General features: G+C 56.2%; 16 protein-coding genes. 6 read left to right on the top strand and 10 right to left on the bottom strand.

What is annotated here, in order from left to right:
- Positions 1 to 13 precede the first annotated feature (13 nt).
- The 3 genes from FU672_RS21270 to FU672_RS21260 all read right to left on the bottom strand — a co-directional run bounded on the left by FU672_RS21270 (position 14) and on the right by FU672_RS21260 (position 3,572).
- A complete protein-coding gene (locus tag FU672_RS21270) occupies positions 14 to 1,336 on the bottom strand; it encodes an MFS transporter (RefSeq protein ID WP_063144297.1) in 1,323 nt (440 codons plus the stop codon).
- Positions 1,337 to 1,596: 260 nt separating this feature from the next.
- Complete coding sequence (gene yhjD, locus FU672_RS21265) at positions 1,597 to 2,622, bottom strand: inner membrane protein YhjD (protein WP_148244721.1); 1,026 nt, start codon at positions 2,620 to 2,622, stop codon at positions 1,597 to 1,599.
- A gap of 50 nt (positions 2,623 to 2,672) precedes the next feature.
- A complete protein-coding gene (locus FU672_RS21260; RefSeq protein WP_045404754.1) occupies positions 2,673 to 3,572 on the bottom strand; it encodes a LysR family transcriptional regulator in 900 nt (299 codons plus the stop codon).
- A 119-nt stretch (positions 3,573 to 3,691) separates the two neighbouring features.
- On the opposite strand from FU672_RS21260, the gene FU672_RS21255 reads away from it, so the two are divergent.
- Together FU672_RS21255 and FU672_RS21250 are read left to right on the top strand one after the other, a co-directional pair.
- A complete protein-coding gene (locus tag FU672_RS21255; protein WP_148244738.1) occupies positions 3,692 to 4,450 on the top strand; it encodes an SDR family NAD(P)-dependent oxidoreductase in 759 nt (252 codons plus the stop codon).
- Positions 4,451 to 4,623: 173 nt separating this feature from the next.
- Positions 4,624 to 5,226 carry a helix-turn-helix transcriptional regulator gene (locus tag FU672_RS21250; RefSeq protein ID WP_148244720.1) on the top strand — a complete coding sequence of 201 codons (603 nt, stop codon included), beginning with the start codon at positions 4,624 to 4,626 and terminating at the stop codon, positions 5,224 to 5,226.
- Here FU672_RS21250 and FU672_RS21245 read toward each other — a convergent pair.
- Both FU672_RS21245 and FU672_RS21240 read right to left on the bottom strand, forming a co-directional pair.
- Positions 5,205 to 5,543 carry a lysozyme gene (locus tag FU672_RS21245; RefSeq protein WP_148244719.1) on the bottom strand — a complete coding sequence of 113 codons (339 nt, stop codon included), beginning with the start codon at positions 5,541 to 5,543 and terminating at the stop codon, positions 5,205 to 5,207. The two genes, FU672_RS21250 and FU672_RS21245, sit on opposite strands and share 22 nt — an antisense overlap.
- A gap of 71 nt (positions 5,544 to 5,614) precedes the next feature.
- Positions 5,615 to 6,154 (bottom strand): GNAT family N-acetyltransferase, encoded by a 540-nt coding sequence (locus tag FU672_RS21240; protein WP_148244718.1) that lies wholly within the window; start codon positions 6,152 to 6,154, stop codon positions 5,615 to 5,617.
- Between the two features lie 147 nt (positions 6,155 to 6,301).
- Between FU672_RS21240 and FU672_RS21235 the strand changes: the two genes are divergently transcribed.
- Positions 6,302 to 7,891: an STY4199 family HEPN domain-containing protein gene (locus FU672_RS21235; RefSeq protein WP_148244717.1), complete on the top strand. Its 1,590-nt coding sequence runs from the start codon at positions 6,302 to 6,304 to the stop codon at positions 7,889 to 7,891.
- 120 nt (positions 7,892 to 8,011) lie between these two features.
- Here the strand turns inward: FU672_RS21235 and FU672_RS21230 are convergent, their stop codons facing one another.
- The 3 genes from FU672_RS21230 to FU672_RS21220 all read right to left on the bottom strand — a co-directional run bounded on the left by FU672_RS21230 (position 8,012) and on the right by FU672_RS21220 (position 12,110).
- A complete protein-coding gene (locus FU672_RS21230; protein ID WP_148244716.1) occupies positions 8,012 to 9,661 on the bottom strand; it encodes an alpha,alpha-trehalase in 1,650 nt (549 codons plus the stop codon).
- A 182-nt stretch (positions 9,662 to 9,843) separates the two neighbouring features.
- Positions 9,844 to 11,196: a glutathione-disulfide reductase gene (gene gorA / locus FU672_RS21225; RefSeq protein WP_148244715.1), complete on the bottom strand. Its 1,353-nt coding sequence runs from the start codon at positions 11,194 to 11,196 to the stop codon at positions 9,844 to 9,846.
- Between the two features lie 71 nt (positions 11,197 to 11,267).
- Entirely contained in the window at positions 11,268 to 12,110 is an 843-nt protein-coding gene (locus tag FU672_RS21220) for a 23S rRNA (adenine(2030)-N(6))-methyltransferase RlmJ (protein ID WP_148244714.1), read from the bottom strand.
- 207 nt (positions 12,111 to 12,317) lie between these two features.
- Here FU672_RS21220 and prlC point away from each other — a divergent pair, with 207 nt between their 5' ends.
- Complete coding sequence (gene prlC / locus FU672_RS21215) at positions 12,318 to 14,360, top strand: oligopeptidase A (protein WP_148244713.1); 2,043 nt, start codon at positions 12,318 to 12,320, stop codon at positions 14,358 to 14,360.
- Between the two features lie 7 nt (positions 14,361 to 14,367).
- On the top strand, positions 14,368 to 15,120 hold the full coding sequence (gene rsmJ / locus FU672_RS21210; RefSeq protein ID WP_148244712.1) for a 16S rRNA (guanine(1516)-N(2))-methyltransferase RsmJ: 753 nt from the start codon (positions 14,368 to 14,370) through the stop codon (positions 15,118 to 15,120).
- Positions 15,121 to 15,212: 92 nt separating this feature from the next.
- Here rsmJ and uspA read toward each other — a convergent pair whose 3' ends face one another.
- The gene (uspA, locus tag FU672_RS21205; RefSeq protein ID WP_003861223.1) at positions 15,213 to 15,650 is read right to left on the bottom strand and encodes a universal stress protein UspA; all 438 of its coding nucleotides are present in this window, start codon (positions 15,648 to 15,650) and stop codon (positions 15,213 to 15,215) included.
- Positions 15,651 to 15,933: 283 nt separating this feature from the next.
- On the opposite strand from uspA, the gene uspB reads away from it, so the two are divergent.
- Positions 15,934 to 16,269, top strand: coding sequence for a universal stress protein UspB (gene uspB / locus FU672_RS21200; RefSeq protein WP_003861224.1), 336 nt, complete (start codon positions 15,934 to 15,936; stop codon positions 16,267 to 16,269).
- A 53-nt stretch (positions 16,270 to 16,322) separates the two neighbouring features.
- Here uspB and pitA read toward each other — a convergent pair whose 3' ends face one another.
- Positions 16,323 to 17,822 carry an inorganic phosphate transporter PitA gene (gene pitA / locus FU672_RS21195; protein ID WP_148244711.1) on the bottom strand — a complete coding sequence of 500 codons (1,500 nt, stop codon included), beginning with the start codon at positions 17,820 to 17,822 and terminating at the stop codon, positions 16,323 to 16,325.
- Positions 17,823 to 17,854: the final 32 nt, after the last annotated feature.

Here is a 17,854-nt window from a genome sequence, read left to right as displayed (position 1 = left end):
AGGCCGCAGTGAATTACAGAGCCTGGTGCTTAGTCTCGTGCGTCAGCAGCAGCGCAATCAGCGTCAACGCCGCCATGGCCGCCAGATAAACCCCCACATAGAACAGACCATAGTTTGCCTGCAGCCAGGTGGCGATATACGGCGCCACGGACGCACCCAGAATAGACGAGACGTTATAAGAGAAAGAGGCTCCGGTATAACGCACTTCCGTCGGGAACAGCTCAGGCAGCAGCGCGCCCATCGGACCGAAGGTCAGCCCCATCAGGCTCAGGCCAATCAGCAGATAGGCCATCACCAGCGCCGGGCTTCCTGAACCCAGCAGCGGCGGGAAGACGAACAGGGCAAACAGAATGATCAGCGTGGTGATCGTAATCATGCTCGCACGACGACCGAATTTATCCGCCAGCAGACCCGCAATCGGTACCATCACACCAAACCCGATCACCGCCATCATCAGCATCCACAGCACTTCGTTACGCGGCAGCCCCAGCCCAACCGGCGCAGCGGTGGTACTGAACGTCATGGAGTAGACGGTCATGATGTAGAACAGCGTATAGGTTGCCAGCATGATAAACGTGCCCAGCACGGTCACGCGGACGTGTTTGGTCAGCAGCGTACCCAGCGGCACTTTCACCTGCTTGTTCGCCGCGGCCACTTTCGCGAAAACAGGAGTCTCATGCAGAGAAACACGCACATACAGGCCAATCAGCACCAGCACGGCTGAGAAGATAAACGGAATACGCCAGCCCCAGCTCATGAACTGCTCATCCGTCAGCAGCCAGGAGAGCAGCAGGAACGTCCCGTTGGCAAAGAAGAAGCCAATCGGTGCGCCAAGCTGCGGGAAGGAGCCATACAGCGCACGCTTGCGCGCCGGGGCGTTCTCGGTAGCCAGCAGCGCCGCGCCGCCCCATTCACCGCCAAGGCCCAGACCCTGACCAAAACGCGCCAGCGCCAGCAGGACCGGCGCCAGAATGCCGATGGTTTCATAGGTCGGCAGCAGACCGATGGCCACGGTGGAGATGCCCATCGTCAGCAGCGAGGCCACCAGGGTGACTTTGCGGCCAATGCGATCGCCAAAGTGTCCAAACAGCGCAGAGCCAATCGGACGCGCAACAAACGCGATAGCAAAGGTCGCCAGAGACTGCAGCGTGGCCGCCGTCGGATCGCCCTGAGGGAAGAAAATATGCGGGAAGACGATGACCGCGGCGGTGGCATAAATATAAAAGTCGAAGAACTCAATGGCGGTGCCAATCAGCGATGCGACGACAACTTTATTGCGCGAGTTTACCGGAACGTTTTCCGTTCCTGAATCGAGTGTGGTGGCTGTTGCTTGCATAATATTTTCTTATTTTTGTCGAACGAAAGGCCATATTACGCACAGCAAAAGCGACATTTCAATCTGTAACAAAGCCGCGCGCTGATGATAAAAGCAACAAAAAGCGGATAATTTTCAGGCCAGCCAAAACACGTCTATGAAATGCTTCACGGATTTTAAATATTAGTCAATTAAACTGGTTTTCGGTTAAATAAAAGTTACGGACTGGATTTATATGCTGAAATGATGAATCGGGCTGAAATTTCAGCCCGAGAGCGGGGTTACCGGTGCGTTTTGCCCGGCATTCGCGGGTCGTCTTTGTACTCGGCGGTGGCAATCCACGCCGCGCAGAACAGGGTTAAACGCGCGAAGAAGTAGAAGAACGCCATCAGCCCCAGCACCGAGCCAAACGCCGCGCCGGAAGGGGATTTAACCAGTGACGGTAAGGTATAGGTCATCACGATTTTGATCACCTCAAAGCCGATCGCCGCAATCAATGTGCCACGGATAAGCGCCTTCTTGCGCGGACGATGACGGGGCAAGCGCCAGAAGATCCAGAAGAACAGCAGGTAATTGGCGAAGATGGAAATGGCCAGTCCAATGCCGCGCCAGGCGGGTTTCAGCCATTCGATGTAATCAAGATAGAGCGCGGAGATGATCATCTGCTGCGCCGAGCCCGCCACGGAGGTAATGGAAAGTGTCACGATGAGCGCGACAAGCAGACCAATCAGCGAAACAAAATCGCGAAGATACTTAACCCAAATTTTCTCCTGGTCCTGCGGCTTACGCTCCCAGACATCGCGCGACTGGGCGCGAATGGCCTCGCGCAGGTTGCCCATCCAGTTAACGCCGGAGTAAAGGGCAATCAGCAAACCGACGATGCCGACGGTGGTACGCTGCTGAACGGCGGTATTGATGGTGCTTTTGAGCGTGCTGGCAAGGGTCGGGTCACTGACGTTATTCAGGATCTTATTGAAGATATCCTGCAGCAGCGTCGGGTGCGACGCGAGCACAAAACCGGCCGCCGCAAACGACACCATCAGGATCGGGATCATCGACAGGAAGGAAAAATAGGTGATGGCGGCACCAAACTGGTTTCCCATGCGGTCATTAAAGCGCTCGGTCGCGCGTACCAGATGCGCAACCATCGGAAACTGCTGAATTCTCGCGGCGATGCCGGTGACGGTCCCCAGCGCTTTACTGGCGGTGCCTGGCGATGTGGCCTCTTCGGGCCCGATTTCCATCTTTTTGACGGGATCATACTCTAAATGTTGGGTGGGTCGTTGCGGGTTGTTTTCCGGCGTCACGCGCATTTTCCTTTTCGTTGAGCTGGAGGTTATTGAATTATAGCTTGCGACTAGTCCACGTAAGCTTTTGTGAGTTCGGTAAGCCATTCCATGAACAGGTGTACCCGGCGGGAGAGGTTACGGCGGTGGGGGTAAATCAGGGAGACAGGCATCGGTTCGGCCCGGTATTGCGGGAGGATCTCAATCAGTTTTTTCGCGCGCAGTAAATCACGCACCCCAACCCGCGGAACCTGAATAATGCCCAACCCGGCGAGACAGGCAGCCTGGTAAGTTTCCGTGCTGTTGACGGTTAACACCCCGCCCGTTTTTATCCACTGCGTCGCACTGCCGTTATAAAACTCAAAGCCCTGTGGGCGGGTTCCCAGCATCGCGGCGTAGTGGATCACGGCGTGTGAGCCTAAATCGTCCAGCGTTTCCGGGTAGCCAAATCGCGCCAGATAATCCGGACTGGCGCAGTTAATCACCGACAGCTTGCCCAGCGGACGGGCAATAAGTCCTGAATCCTTCAGCGTGCCGACGCGGACGACGCAATCAAACCCTTCACGGATCACATCCACCAGACGATCGCTGCTGCTGAGTTCCAGTTCAATGCCCGGATAGTGCTGCAGAAAAGCGGGCAGTTTGGGTATGACTAAATTTCGAGCAACACCGACGGGCATATCCACGCGGAGCCGGCCGCTGATGCTGGAGGGATCGTGCTGAAACATGCCGTCGAGTTCATCAAGGTTTGCCAGCAGATCTTTTGCCCGTTCGTAATAGACCATGCCGTCCTGCGTCAGGCTGACGCGGCGCGTGGTGCGGTGCAATAGCTGGGTGCCAAGCCGGTTTTCCAGGGCCTGAATTTGCCGTGAAACGCTGCCTTTCGGCAGGGTTAATGTTTCTGCCGCGCGGGAAAAACTCTCCAGTTCCGCGACGCGAACGAATAACTGCATTGCGTGAATTTTATCCATAGAGGAAGCTCATTGTTGTTGCCGCTGAAACAGTGAAGCGTTTTAACCCATCTTTATTGATTTTCTATCACCTAATAAGCTCTTTCTCAATCTCCTTAACAGCCAAAACGAGGTTTATGATGAGTGAACGTATCACATTAGTGACGGGCGGTAGCCGTGGTCTGGGTAAAAACGCTGCGTTAAAGCTGGCGGCAGAGGGCACGGGAATCATCCTGACATACAACCGTAGCCAGCAGGAAGCGCTGGAAGTTGTGCATGAAATTCAGGAAAAAGGCGTCAACGCAGCGGCATTACAGCTCAACGTCGGGGATATTACTGGTTTTGATAATTTTGCCCGACAGCTTCAGAAAACCCTTAAGACCATCTGGCAGCGTGAAACATTTGACTATTTATTGAACAATGCCGGAACGGGTTTATATGCGCCCTATACCGACACAACGGAAGCCCAGTTTGATGAGGCGCTGAACATTCATTTCAAAGGACCTTTCTTCCTGACCCAGCGCCTGCTGCCGCTGCTTAACGACGGGGGACGGATCCTCAACGTCTCCAGCGGGCTGGCCCGCTTTACCCAGCCGGGCTCAGGGACCTACGCGGCCATGAAGGGGGCGATGGAAGTACTGACGCGTTATCAGGCGAAAGAGCTGGGGGCGCGCGGGATCGCCGTCAATATTATTGCGCCGGGCGCGATAGAAACTGACTTTGGCGGCGGACGCGTGCGCGACAACGCGGAGCTTAATCAGATGCTGGCGTCGCAGACGGCGCTGGGGCGGGTGGGGCTGCCGGACGATATTGGCGATGCCATTGCGGCACTGCTCAGCGATAAACTGGGCTGGATGAATGCGCAACGTATTGAAGTGTCAGGCGGTATGTTCCTGTGATGCACGCGCTTAAGGGGAAGGAACCTCTTAAGGAAATCCTTAATATGAATGTGTCTAAATACGGACAGATATGAAGAACTCGGAGGGATTTGTAACCTCTCCATTTGTTGAGTTTTTTCTTAAATAACCCCTCTGTAGAATCCCCCTTCGCTATTTTCAGAGGGAGAAAAACGATGCGAGTAATCATGTTTGACAGGCAGTCACTCTTTATTCACGGAGCGATGCACAATCTTCAGACGTTAATTCCGGAAATAGATATGACAGGGACCTGTCAGGCAGACGATTTATGGGCCCAGGTTTCCGCCTCGCCGTCAGCTATCGTCATGATTGACGGGAGTGTAATCCAGGACGAGGGGATCGCTTTGCTGGAAGCGATCGTGCATCGCTTTCCGGCGATACGCGTGATTCTGGTTTTGGCGAAAAAAGAGGCCAGATGGGTTGAGCAATTGCGGCAGCGAAACGTCATGGCCATTATTCCCCGAAATGCCCACCCCGAGCGGTTTTCCGCCGTGCTGGATTCGGTGTCCAGAGGGATGGTCTGTTTTCCCGGGGAATGGGTCAGCCTGCCGTCGTCGCCTCAGGCGTTATTATCCCTGAGCGAGCGTCAGCGCGACGTGTTGAAATTGCTGGCGGCGGGGGAGTCAAACAAAGAGATTGGACGCAATCTCAACATCAGTGCGGCCACGGTAAAAGCGCACCTTGAGGCGCTTTTCCGGCGGCTGGACGTGAAAAACAGAACGCAGGCAGCCCTGTTCTATACCCGTGCGACGGCCTGAAAAATCGCGTTTGGGAGCGAAGACATCTCTCCGAAACTGAATATCATCATGACCAGCGCATCATGCTGCTGTTGGGTTAATGGACTTGTCACATTTTCCCGCAGCAGCGTCTCGCACAGCTGAATATCTTCATGCAGCAAATCTTCTGCCTCGGCAGGGGTGACGGGACCGTGAAAATGCGCCCGATCGCGGATCACGTGACCATAACCGATAACCCATAATCCGTGTTCGTCACGATATTTCTCCAGAGAAAGACCCTGATGTTTTTTTATTAACGCAATGGCGGCAGAAGATATTTTCAGCGCATGACCTTTCATATTCGTTTCCTCTTAATAGCGACACTGTAGAGGAAACGACGTCCGAGAAATATCCGCCAAATGGCTGTTGATCAGGAATTATTATTCAGGTATTCCTGCTGTAATAAACCAAATAGCCAGTCATTTTGCCAGCGCCCCGCAAGGTAATAGCTCTCGCGTAATTCACCTTCGAGGCGAAAGCGGGCTTTTTCCAGCAGGCGTCCTGAAGCAACATTCCCCGCGGTGACGGTGGCAGTGAGTCGACGTATACCGCCCTGATGAAAAGCGTAATCGCAAAGCGCCTTCAGGGATTCAAAGCCGTAACCTTTCCCCTGCGCCTCGGGTGCGAAAAGGAAGCCCACTTCGGCGCAGTCCTCCTCCCGATGAATATACCCGGTAACGCCCAGCGGGGCCTGGGAGGCGGTATCACGTACGACGAGACAAAGCCAGTGCGCGCTGCCTGGCACCCAGGGTGTCAGGCGCGAATCAAATGCCTCGCGGATCGCCGCGACGGGGCGGTTTTCCGCCACAAAGCGCATGACGTCGGGATGCTGCTGTAGCGCCAGAAAAAAGGGCCAGTCTTGTTCCTGCAGGGGCGAACAGGTAAGGCGAGGGGTAATTAAAACCGGCATTCAGATTCTCCTGAAACATTTTAAATGATTTTAGGGTTGTCACTTTATTTCAACAGAAAGTCAGGTATGGTTAACCGCGTATAAATAAAAAGAAAAAAGCCGTCTCGTGCCCATTCCGGATGTCTTCGTTGTCGCTTAAGGAAAACAATGACTCTCAGCACATCACATCATATTCGCGAACAGTTCGAACACTGTCTGGCGGTCATTCGCCATGCGTCGGTGGAAATTTTGCTTCTTCTGAATGTACATGCTTCTGAGGGCAAAGATCCACGCTGGTTCCTGGAACAACTCGACAGCGCGCGATTAGCTCTGGGCGGCTGGGGAGCCGTTGCGAAAAAACTCAACCTGAATGATGCCGAGATGTCAGAATTTACGCTCCAGCTGCGCCTGCTGCAGCAGCGCGTTCCGCAGTATGAAAGCGGACAGGATGTGAGTGAAAACCAGCTTATTGCGGCGATGCGGTTTGTGACCGCACTTGAACATCTTCGCCTGCAGCAGCCGCTGTTGACCTACAGCACTGACCTGGCACCGGGAAGCGAACTTCAGCAGCAGCAGGCGCAAAAGCAGGTGCGCGCGATTGAGCTGATGATTAAAGGGCTCATCCAGCAGGCCTGGCCCGATCAGGTGCGGCTGAACAATCATCTGAAAACTCTGTTTAACGCTGACCGCGTACGGCGCTGGCTGAAACTCGGCGAGATCAACGATGTCCTGAGCGGCATGATGTTCAGTGAGCTGGCACAGATGCTGGTGGATAAAAAAGAGTTCAGCCGCTATTACGCTTCGCTGTTCAGCGACCCGTCCATGCTGACGCTGCTGGTTGAACCGCGAAAAACGCTGCAAACCTTCCTCGATGACATTCGGCAAATCCGCAACAGCATCACTGTTCAGAAAACGTTAAGCTCGGCGCAAATTCAGCTGCTGGATAACTACTACGCGCAGATCGCGCGGCCCGTTCAACGCGCGTTTGAAGAGGGGAGAACGCGCGTCAATCCGGCCGGATTCATGGCGGTAGATGCCAGCGAATTGCATACCTTCTGGGAAAAGGCGCAGAAAATGGATCGGGTCACCGGTGGAGATCTGTTTGAAGTTCGTGACACCATTGAAAAGCCGACCCAGCGCGCGCCGCGTAGCCCCGAACAACGCGAGCAGCTTATTTCCGGAGCGTTATGGGGGGCGGTTGGCGTCATGGTGATTGCCATCGTGGCGGGGGGCTTCTGGCTGGTGACCAGCAGTAAACCGCAGCCTGCGACCGCCAGCGCGGCTGAAGCGGCTCCTGCGCAGGAAATGCGCGAGACGCCTTCCTCGCGTGAAACGCTCACGCGTATGGGGGTGACCTGGGACGAGAATAATTTCCGCTCGGCCATTAACCGCAACGATACTCGCGTGACCCTGCTATTTTTGCAGGGCGGTATGGACTGGAAGCTGTCCTGGACTGAAGAGGCGATGTCGGCAGGCTATGACGATGTGCTGGAGCTGATGTTACGCTACCGGCAGAACATGGTGGAAGAGAAGCCGTGCCGCCGCTTCATCAACACGCTCAGCCACGCCATGTCGAATGGCGAGTCTCTTACCTCGGTACGTAAAGAGTATCTCAAAGCCTTCTGCACCGTGCCTGCCGTAGTGAAACGCCAGCAGCACGATCTCGACATGGCCACACGCCGTGCGCAGTCACAGCCGGATGCCACCACGAAAAAATGGCAGTCCATTCAGACTGCCATTTATGAGGTGATTCGCTAAAATTTTTCCCCTCACCCTAACCCTCTCCCCACAGGGGAGAGGGGACTGCACGGTGCGGTCTTTATCTCCCTCGCCCCTTTGGGGAGAGGGCCGGGGTGGGGGCACCAGACCGCACCCCACTTAAGGTTCCCCATACAACCCAATCAGCCGCCGCACTACGCCGTTCGTCCAGCCGAAACCATCCTGCAGCGGATACTCCCCCCCGCCACCTTCTCGCGGCGTACTGCTGGCGATGTGGTACTTCTCAATCAGCTTGTGGTGCGTCTGATAAAAATGGTTCACCGTATGCAGCCAGCTCCAGGCGATCTCATCCCCCAGCGAGTCGTTGCCGTACTGCTTGAATCCCTGAATCGCCATCCACTGCAACGGCGCCCAGCCATTGGGTTTATCCCACTGCTCGCCGGTTTCGTACTCGGTCGCCAGAATTCCGCCCGGGGTCAGGAGTCGGGCTTTCACCGCGTCAGACAGGCGCTCGGCCTGCTCGTGCGTCGCCATGCCAACGTACAGCGGCACAATGCTGGCTGCTGAGAACAGCGCTTGTTCTTCGCGCCGCCAGTCGTAATCGCGGTAACAGCCGCTCTCTTCATCCCACAGATAGCGGTTCACCGCCGCGCGCCGATCGTTGGCTTTCTGGCGAAACGCCTCTGCCGTCTCTTTGTCCCCTTTCGACGCCGAGATGTTGGCAATAGCGCTTTCCAGCTTAAACAGGAAGGCGTTCAAATCGATGGGGATAAACTGCGTCGTGCGGATGCTGGCGAGCCGCGACGGATCGCGCAGCCAGCGGGACGAATAATCCCAGCCGGACGCCGCCCCCGCGCGCAGGTCGCGATAGACTTCATTGGGCGGACGACCCGAGTGGCGGGCAGTTTCCACGTCCTCAATCCACGATTCGTCGCGTGGGGTATCACGGTCGTCCCAATAGCGGTTGAGTAATGAACCGTCCGGCATGCGCACGGCGCTGCGGTAAGCCTGGTTAAGCAGCAGCGACTCCGCGCCGTCCATCCAGAAGGCGTACTCCATTTTGAGGTGATCCAGATAGCGTTTCGCACCGCGCACGCCGTCTTCTTCGAACAGTTCCACCATCAGGGCAAAGACCGGCGGCTGTGAGCGGCTGAGATAATAGGTTCGGTTGCCGTTGGGGATATGCCCGTAGCGTTCAATCAGCCAGGCGAAGTTGTCCGCCATACACTTCAGCAGATCGTTACGGCCACTCTCCGCCAGCCCCAGCATGGAGAAATAGGAATCCCAGTAGTAGGTCTCGCTGAATCGCCCCCCGGGGACGATATAGGCCTGCGGCAGCGCCAGCAGGGAAGACCAGGGAATATGATCCTGCGGTTCGCGCGTCAGCACCGGCCACAGGTTATCAATGTGCGCTTTCAGGGAGAGTCCCGGGTCGGAGACATATTCTGTGCCGTACGTTTCCGGCATCCAGAAGTGGTTCTCCACAAACTGGCGCAGGTCGAAATCCCGGTGGCGTCTGACCTTGCGGTAGCGGATCAGGATATCCAGCGGATCCATCTTCGGGGCGCAGTCGGGGAAGGTTTTACTGTCCGCAAACAGCCGTGTCGACTGCACATGCTCGAACAGTTCAAGATAGCGGTCTGCGGGCGTCAACGCATCGGAGGCGGGTAGCCCCTCGATCATTTCGGGTTCCGGCTCCGCCTCAATCATTTCATCCAGTTTCAACTCGCAGGGATCGGTCTCGTAGCGCAGCTCTTCTGCAATCTCGAATTCGATGTTCTCGGTAGCCTGTAGTTTCTGGTTGAACATGGTGATAGGGACCTCCGGTTGTGTGTTCAAAAGACAGGTTTATCCGGGCGTCTTATAAGCGTAGACATTCGCTTCGGTAGATGGGGAGGGATATGTGCGGTAGATCACTATTTTCGGAGCATTCGTTTTGCAACGATTTATGAATGTTAAAAAAAATGCCCCTCCGGGGAGGGGCATCAGGATTAACGCATGGTCACGAATTCTTCCGCGGCCGTCGGGTGGATTGCCACCGTGTTATCGAAATCTTTCTTCGTTGCACCCATCTTCAGCGCCACCGCAAAGCCCTGCAGGATCTCGTCCATGCCGAAGCCAATGCCGTGGATACCGACAATCTTCTCGTCCGGGCCCACGCAGACCAGCTTCATGCGGCACGGCTGGCGGTGTGAGGTGACGGCGGTATACATCGCGGTGAAGGCCGATTTATACACTTTCACCTGGTCGTCGCCATACTGCTCGCGCGCCTGCGGCTCGGTTAAGCCGACGGTGCCGATTGGCGGGTGGCTAAAGACTACGGTTGGGATAAGGTTGTAATCCAGATGCTCGTCCGGCTTGTTGTTAAACAGGCGCTCGGAGAGACGACGACCCGCCGCAACGGCCACTGGCGTCAGCTCAACCGCACCGGTATTATCACCGACCGCATAAATGCCCGGTACGCTGGTGTTCTGGAATTTATCGACGACGATATAGCCTTTTTCGTCGGTTTTCACGCCAGTTACGCCCAGGTTGAAGTTATCGTTCGCCGGTTCACGGCCAATCGCCCAGATCAGGCAATCGACGGTCTGGCTGCGGCCATCTTCCAGCTCAAGCGTCAGGCTGCCGTCCGCGTTTTTCACCACCGCTTTTGGCACGGCGTTGGTGTGCAGGGTTGGGCCTTCGGTGTTCATCACTTCAACCAGCGTGTCGACAATCAGCGGGTCAAAGCTGCGCAGCGGTGCATGTTTACGTACGAACAGGTGCGCCTCTGCGCCCAGGCCGTTAATCACCCCGGCCAGTTCAACCGCGATATACCCCGCGCCCACCACGGCAACGCGTTTTGGCAGGGCAGGCAGTTCGAAGAAACCGTCGGAGTCGATGCCGTATTCCACGCCCGGGATGTTCGGGTGGCTCGGACGACCGCCGGTGGCGATCAGGATGTGATCGGCGGTGATCGTCTCGCCGTTCACCTCGATCGTCTTCGCATCAACGAAACGGGCAAAACCACGGATCACGTCGACGTTATTTTTGCCCAGCACGTTGTCGTACGAGGTATGAATACGGTCGATGTAGGCGGTACGGCTGGCGATCAGCTTGTCCCAGTCGAAGTGGTTGATGGTGGTGTCAAAGCCGTAGTCCGGGCCATACATATGGATAGCTTCACGGATCTGCGCCGCATGCCACATCACTTTCTTCGGTACACAACCCACGTTCACGCAGGTGCCGCCCAGCGCTTTGGCTTCAATCAGCGCGCACTTCTGGCCGTACATGGCCGCACGGTTGATGGAGGCGATGCCGCCGCTGCCGCCGCCGATTGCGATGTAGTCATAATGCTTAGTCATAGCTTTTGTCCTTAATCGTGAATTGCCGCGATTGTATACCTGAAATCAATAGTTTCCACCGATGGCTGCGATTACTCCGGCACGATCCAACTGACGGTGGCGTGGCCTGTACCCGCTGGCACCAGCGTTTTATGCAGCCACGGCAGCACGTTGTTCATCTGCGCTTCGAGCTTCCACGGCGGGTTGATCACAATCATCCCGGAGGCGGTCATGCCGCGCTGATCGCTGTCCGGACGTACCGCCAGCTCGATCTGCAGGATTTTGCGGATGCCGGTCGCTTCCAGGTCTTTGATCATGCGTTTGATTTGCGCGCGCAGCACCACCGGGTACCACAGGGCGTATGTCCCGGTGGCGAAGCGTTTATAGCCTTCGTGGATACCGGTCACCACCGCCTGATAGTCGGTTTTGATTTCGTACGGCGGGTCGATCAGCACCAGGCCGCGACGGGAAACCGGCGGCAGTTTGGCTTTCAGCTGCTGGTAACCGTCGGCTTTTTCCACGCGGGCGCGGCTGTCTTTCTGGAATTCAGAACGCAGCAGCGGGAAGTCGCTCGGGTGCAGCTCAGTCAACTGGAGGCTGTCCTGCTCGCGCAGCAGCTGGCGTGCAATCAGCGGTGAGCCCGGGTAGTAGCGCAGCTGGCCGTTACGGTTGAAGTGATTCACCACGCCGATGTACGGCTCCAGCTCGGCGGGCAGATCGTCCTGCTGCCAGATGCGGGCAATCCCTTCCAGATATTCACCGGTACGCTCGGCATGCTCGCCGCTCAGCTGATAACGGCCCGCGCCCGCGTGCGTGTCCAGATAGAGAAACGGCTTATCTTTCTCTTTGAGCGATTCGATGATCAGGCTCTGAACGGTGTGTTTAAGGACGTCGGCGTGGTTGCCTGCGTGGAAGCTGTGGCGATAACTGAGCATGGGTAATGATATTCCGCTGAATTGACGATTTGCCACAGTTTACAGCAGAACGGCGCAGATTACCCGTAGGCCCGGTAAGCGCAGCGCCACCGGGCTCTTTTCCGCCACGTCTGGCATTGAAATCCTCTACACTTAACCCCATTCTAGATCCCATATGCACAGCGCCGGATGCGCGCTTCATTCACCTATTTCAACAGGACAGCGTTTATGACCAATCCATTACTGACGCCTTTTTCGTTGCCGCCGTTTTCTAAAATCCTCCCTGAGCATGTGGTTCCAGCCGTTACGCAATCGCTGGATAACTGCCGCGCGGCGGTAGAAAGCGTGGTCGCGCAGGGCGCGCCGTACACCTGGGAAAATCTGTGTCAGCCGCTGGCCGAAGTGGACGACGTGCTGGGGCGTATCTTCTCCCCGGTGAGCCACCTGAATTCGGTAAAAAACAGCCCGGAACTGCGTGAAGCCTACGAGCAGACCCTGCCGCTGCTCTCTGAGTACAGCACCTGGGTTGGCCAGCACGAAGGGCTTTATAAGGCGTATCGCGACTTGCGCGACGGTGACCATTATGCCGAACTGAACACCGCACAGAAAAAATCGGTCGATAACGCCCTGCGTGATTTCGAGCTGTCCGGGATTGGCCTGCCAAAAGAGAAGCAGACCCGCTACGGTGAAATTGCCGCGCGTCTGTCCGAGCTGGGCAACCAGTACAGCAACAACGTGCTCGACGCCACCATGGGCTGGACGAAGCTGATTACCGACGAAGCGGAGCTTGCGGGAATGCCGGAAAGCGCGCTGGCGGCGGCAAAAGCCCAGGCCGAGGCGAAAGAGCAGGACGGTTTCCTGTTAACGCTGGATATCCCAAGCTATCTGCCGGTCATGACCTACTGCGACAATCAGACGTTGCGTGAGGAGATGTACCGCGCGTACAGCACCCGCGCCTCCGATCAGGGGCCGAATGCCGGTAAGTGGGATAACAGCCCGGTGATGGCGGAAATTCTCGCCCTGCGTCACGAGTTGGCGCAGCTGCTGGGCTTCGAAAACTACGCCGATAAATCCCTCGCCACCAAAATGGCGGAGAACCCGCAGCAGGTGCTCGACTTCCTGACCGATCTGGCGAAACGCGCCCGTCCTCAGGGTGAGAAAGAGCTGGCCCAGCTGCGCGCCTTCGCGAAAGCGGAGTTCGGCGTGGACGAGCTGCAGCCGTGGGATATCGCGTACTACAGCGAAAAGCAGAAGCAGCACCTCTACAGCATCAGCGACGAGCAGCTGCGCCCGTACTTCCCGGAAAACAAAGCCGTCAACGGCCTGTTCGAAGTGGTAAAACGCATCTACGGCATCACTGCCAAAGAGCGTACCGACATCGACGTCTGGCACCCGGACGTGCGCTTCTTCGAGCTGTATGACGAGCAAAACGAACTGCGCGGCAGCTTCTACCTTGACCTCTACGCGCGTGAGAACAAGCGCGGCGGGGCGTGGATGGATGACTGCGTAGGCCAGATGCGTAAAGCCGACGGATCCCTGCAGAAGCCAGTCGCCTACCTGACCTGTAACTTTAACCGTCCGGTGAACGGCAAACCGGCGCTGTTCACCCACGACGAAGTGATTACCCTGTTCCACGAGTTCGGTCACGGTCTGCACCACATGCTGACCCGCATCGAAACCGCAGGCGTGGCTGGCATTAGCGGTGTGCCGTGGGATGCGGTCGAGCTGCCAAGCCAGTTTATGGAAAACTGGTGCTGGGAGCCGGACGCGCTGGCGTTTATCTCCGGCCATTACGAAACCGGCGAACCGCTGCCGAAGGAACTGCTGGATAAAATGCTGGCGGCGAAAAACTACCAGGCGGCGATGTTTATTCTGCGCCAGCTGGAGTTCGGCCTGTTCGACTTCCGTCTGCATGCCGAGTTTAGCCCGGAACAGGGCGCGAAAATCCTTGAAACTCTGGCCGAGATTAAAAAGCAGGTTGCTGTTATTCCTGGGCCAACCTGGGGTCGCTTCCCGCATGCCTTCAGCCATATCTTTGCTGGCGGCTACGCGGCGGGTTACTACAGCTACCTGTGGGCCGACGTTCTGGCGGCAGATGCCTTCTCTCGCTTCGAAGAAGAGGGGATCTTCAACCGCGAAACCGGCCAGTCATTCCTCGATAACATTCTGACCCGCGGCGGTTCTGAAGAGCCAATGGTGCTGTTCAAACGCTTCCGTGGCCGCGAGCCGCAGCTGGATGCGATGCTTGAGCATTACGGGATCAAAGGCTGATTGTTACGTGAAGATCTGCTTAGTGGATGAAACAGGCGCCGGAGACGGCGCCTTATCTGTTCTGGCGGCCCGCTGGGGGCTGGAGCACGATGAAGAAAACCTGATGGCGCTGGTCATGACGCCGGAACATCTGGAGTTGCGTAAGCGCGACGAACCGAAGCTCGGCGGGATTTTTGTCGATTTTGTCGGCGGCGCCATGGCGCACCGGCGCAAGTTCGGCGGCGGTCGCGGCGAAGCGGTGGCTAAAGCGGTCGGCATCAAAGGGAGCTACCTTCCGGACGTGGTCGATGCCACGGCGGGGCTGGGGCGCGATGCGTTTGTGCTGGCGTCTGTCGGCTGTCACGTGCGGATGCTGGAGCGTAATCCGGTGGTCGCCGCGCTGCTCGACGATGGGCTGGCACGGGGCTATGCGGACCCGGAAATCGGCCCGTGGTTGCAGGCGCGTTTGCAGTTGATCCACGCGTCCAGCCTGATGGCGCTGACGGATATCACCCCGCGCCCGCAGGTGGTCTATCTCGACCCCATGTTCCCGCATAAGCAGAAAAGCGCGCTGGTGAAGAAAGAGATGCGGGTGTTTCAGTCGCTGGTGGGACCGGATCTGGATGCAGATGGCCTGCTGGAGCCTGCGCGTAAACTAGCAACGAAGCGTGTGGTGGTGAAACGCCCGGATTATGCGCCGCCTCTGGCGGACGTTGCGACCACTAATGCGGTGACCACCAAAGGGCACCGGTTTGATATCTATCCGGGTACGGCGGAATAAAAAAAGCCGGGTGGCGGCTTCGCCTTACCCGGCCTACGTTCAGTGCCGCTTGTAGGCCCGGTAAGCGTTAGCGCCACCGGGCTTTTTTGCACTTATTCGTCTTCTTCGTCACGCAGTGGAACAATCAGCATATCCACGTGAACGGTGTTGATCAGCTGACGCGCTGAAGACATCAGCTTGCTCCAGAAGTCCTGATGGTGGCCGCAAACCACCAGGTCCATGTCGTATTTCTTGATCGCATCAACCAGTACCTGGCCCAGGTCGCCGCTGCCGCTCAGGGTTTCGGTAATCGGATAGCCCGCGTTGGTCGACAGTTCGCTCAGGGCGTGGTGAGTCTCTTCGGAGATGCGTTTCTGCATATCGCCAAGATTCACATCGATCAGACCGGTGTAGAGGTCGGAGTAATTCACGTCAACGTGGATAAGCGAAACTTTCGCGTTGTAGGGACGTGCCATGGATACCGCTTTATCAACCAGCACTTTGCTCTCCGGGGAGAGGTCAACCGCGATGAGAATGTGTTTGTAAGCCATAGTGTTACTCCTTCCTTAAGTTATCGATGACTAAAAGTGAAAGCCGTCGTCTGATACTTTCATTACGGCCCAGTTAAACATATTTTTCAAGCTTTGGTGTTGATAACGATTAACCTTGTGGCAAAAAAATTAACGGATCTCCTACACTATTAAATGAGCCGTTCGGATATTAAAACGCGAACCGAATCGACTTTTGGTCATTCTTTCACTGAACTGTCTGTCAGGGCATTGGGGTGCGGGAGCTCATGAGCCTTGCTTCGTGGGCGGACGCCGGGGAGGATGTATGATTAGCACCGTCGCATTGTTTTGGGCGTTATGCGTGGTTTGCATAGTGAATATGGCGCGCTACTTTTCATCGTTACGTGCGCTGTTAGTGGTACTTCGTGGTTGCGATCCGCTGCTTTATCAGTATGTGGACGGTGGAGGGTTCTTCACCTCGCATGGACAGCCCAGCAAGCAGATGCGTCTGGTGGGATACATCTACTACCAGCGCTACCGCGATCATCACGATGAAGAGTTTATTCGCCGCTGCGAGCGCCTGCGTCGTCAATTCATTTTGACCAGCGCCCTGTGCGGGCTGGTCGTGGTCAGTATGATTGCATTGATGATTTGGCACTGAGCATAAAAAAAGCGGGTCAGTTTCCTGACCCGCTTTTTGTCACCTTCAACCGATTAAATCAGCTTCAGCGAAATCCAGTACAAACCGCCAGACAGCAGGATAGAGGCTGGAAGGGTGAACACCCAGGCCATCAGAATGTTGGTCACGGTTTTGCGCTGCAGACCGCCACCGTCAACAATCATGGTACCTGCCACGGACGAGGAGAGTACGTGGGTGGTTGATACCGGCATACCGGTGTAGCTCGCCAGACCGATAGACACCGCCGCCGTCATCTGCGCGGACATACCCTGCGCATAGGTCATGCCTTTCTTACCGATCTTCTCGCCGATGGTGGTCGCCACACGACGCCAGCCAATCATCGTACCGATACCCAGTGCCAGCGCGACGGCCATGATGATCCAGATTGGCGCGTACTCGATGGTGTTGAGCATATCGCTTTTCAGTTTCTTCAGCAGACGCTGGTCGTCAGCATTCACGTCAGGCAGCTTCGCCACTTTATCCGTCACATCAGAGATGCACAGCATAATGCGACGCAGCTGACCACGCTGCTCAACGGTCAGTTTGTCATAACTTTCGATATTGCCCAGCATACCTTTCGCACGTTCCAGCGCGTTAATCGCGTTTGCCGGATGGCAGTGGAACTCGCCAGGTGCAGTCGCGGCACCGGCTTCCGGAGAAGGAATTAACTGGTCAACGCCGGTCGCCTTCTTCAGCAGGTCAGGATGCTGCTGGAAATAGGTTTCGACGTTGTTTACCGCATCGCGGGTACGGGTGATTTCGTAGCCGGAGGCATTCATGTTGACCACGAATCCTGCCGGTGCGACGCCAATCAGTACCAGCATCACCAGACCAATGCCTTTCTGACCATCGTTCGCGCCGTGTGAGAAAGACACGCCGATAGCGGAAATGATCAGGGCAATACGCGTCCAGAATGGCGGTTTTTTCTTGCCGTCTTTCTTTTCACGCTCTGCTGGCGTCAGGTGAATACGGGAGCGTTTTTTGGTATTGCTCCAGTAACGACGCAGGATGAAGATCAGCCCGCCAGCCACCACCAGACCCACGATAGGGGAGACGATGAGTGAGGCAAAGATCCCCAGTACTTTCGGGATATTTAACGCATCAACAACCGATGTACCGGTCATGAGGGCGTTCGTTAACCCGATACCGATAATCGCGCCGATGAGGGTGTGAGAACTGGATGCAGGCAGGCCGAAATACCAGGTACCGAGGTTCCAGATAATTGCAGCAAGTAGCATTGAGAACACCATAGCGAGGCCATGGCCAGAACTTACGTTAAGCAGCAGATCCGTTGGCAGCATATGCACAATGGCATACGCAACGCTCAGCCCGCCCAGGAGGACACCAAAAAAGTTAAATACCGCCGCCATAACAACCGCAAGCTGCGATCGCATTGCGCGAGTGTAGATAACCGTCGCTACTGCGTTTGCAGTGTCGTGGAAGCCGTTGATTGCTTCGTAAAACAGTACAAAAACCAGAGCAAGCAATAATAAAAGCCCGGTATGTAAATCCAGGCCGGCAAACAAATGTAGCATAGGACGTTACGCCATTTTGAGGACATGAACGC

The organism is Enterobacter asburiae (assembly GCF_008080435.1).
Lineage (GTDB): Bacteria > Pseudomonadota > Gammaproteobacteria > Enterobacterales > Enterobacteriaceae > Enterobacter > Enterobacter asburiae_C.
The sequence above is the reverse complement of the archived record's forward strand: the minus strand, read 5'-3'. Positions and strand labels throughout refer to the sequence as shown.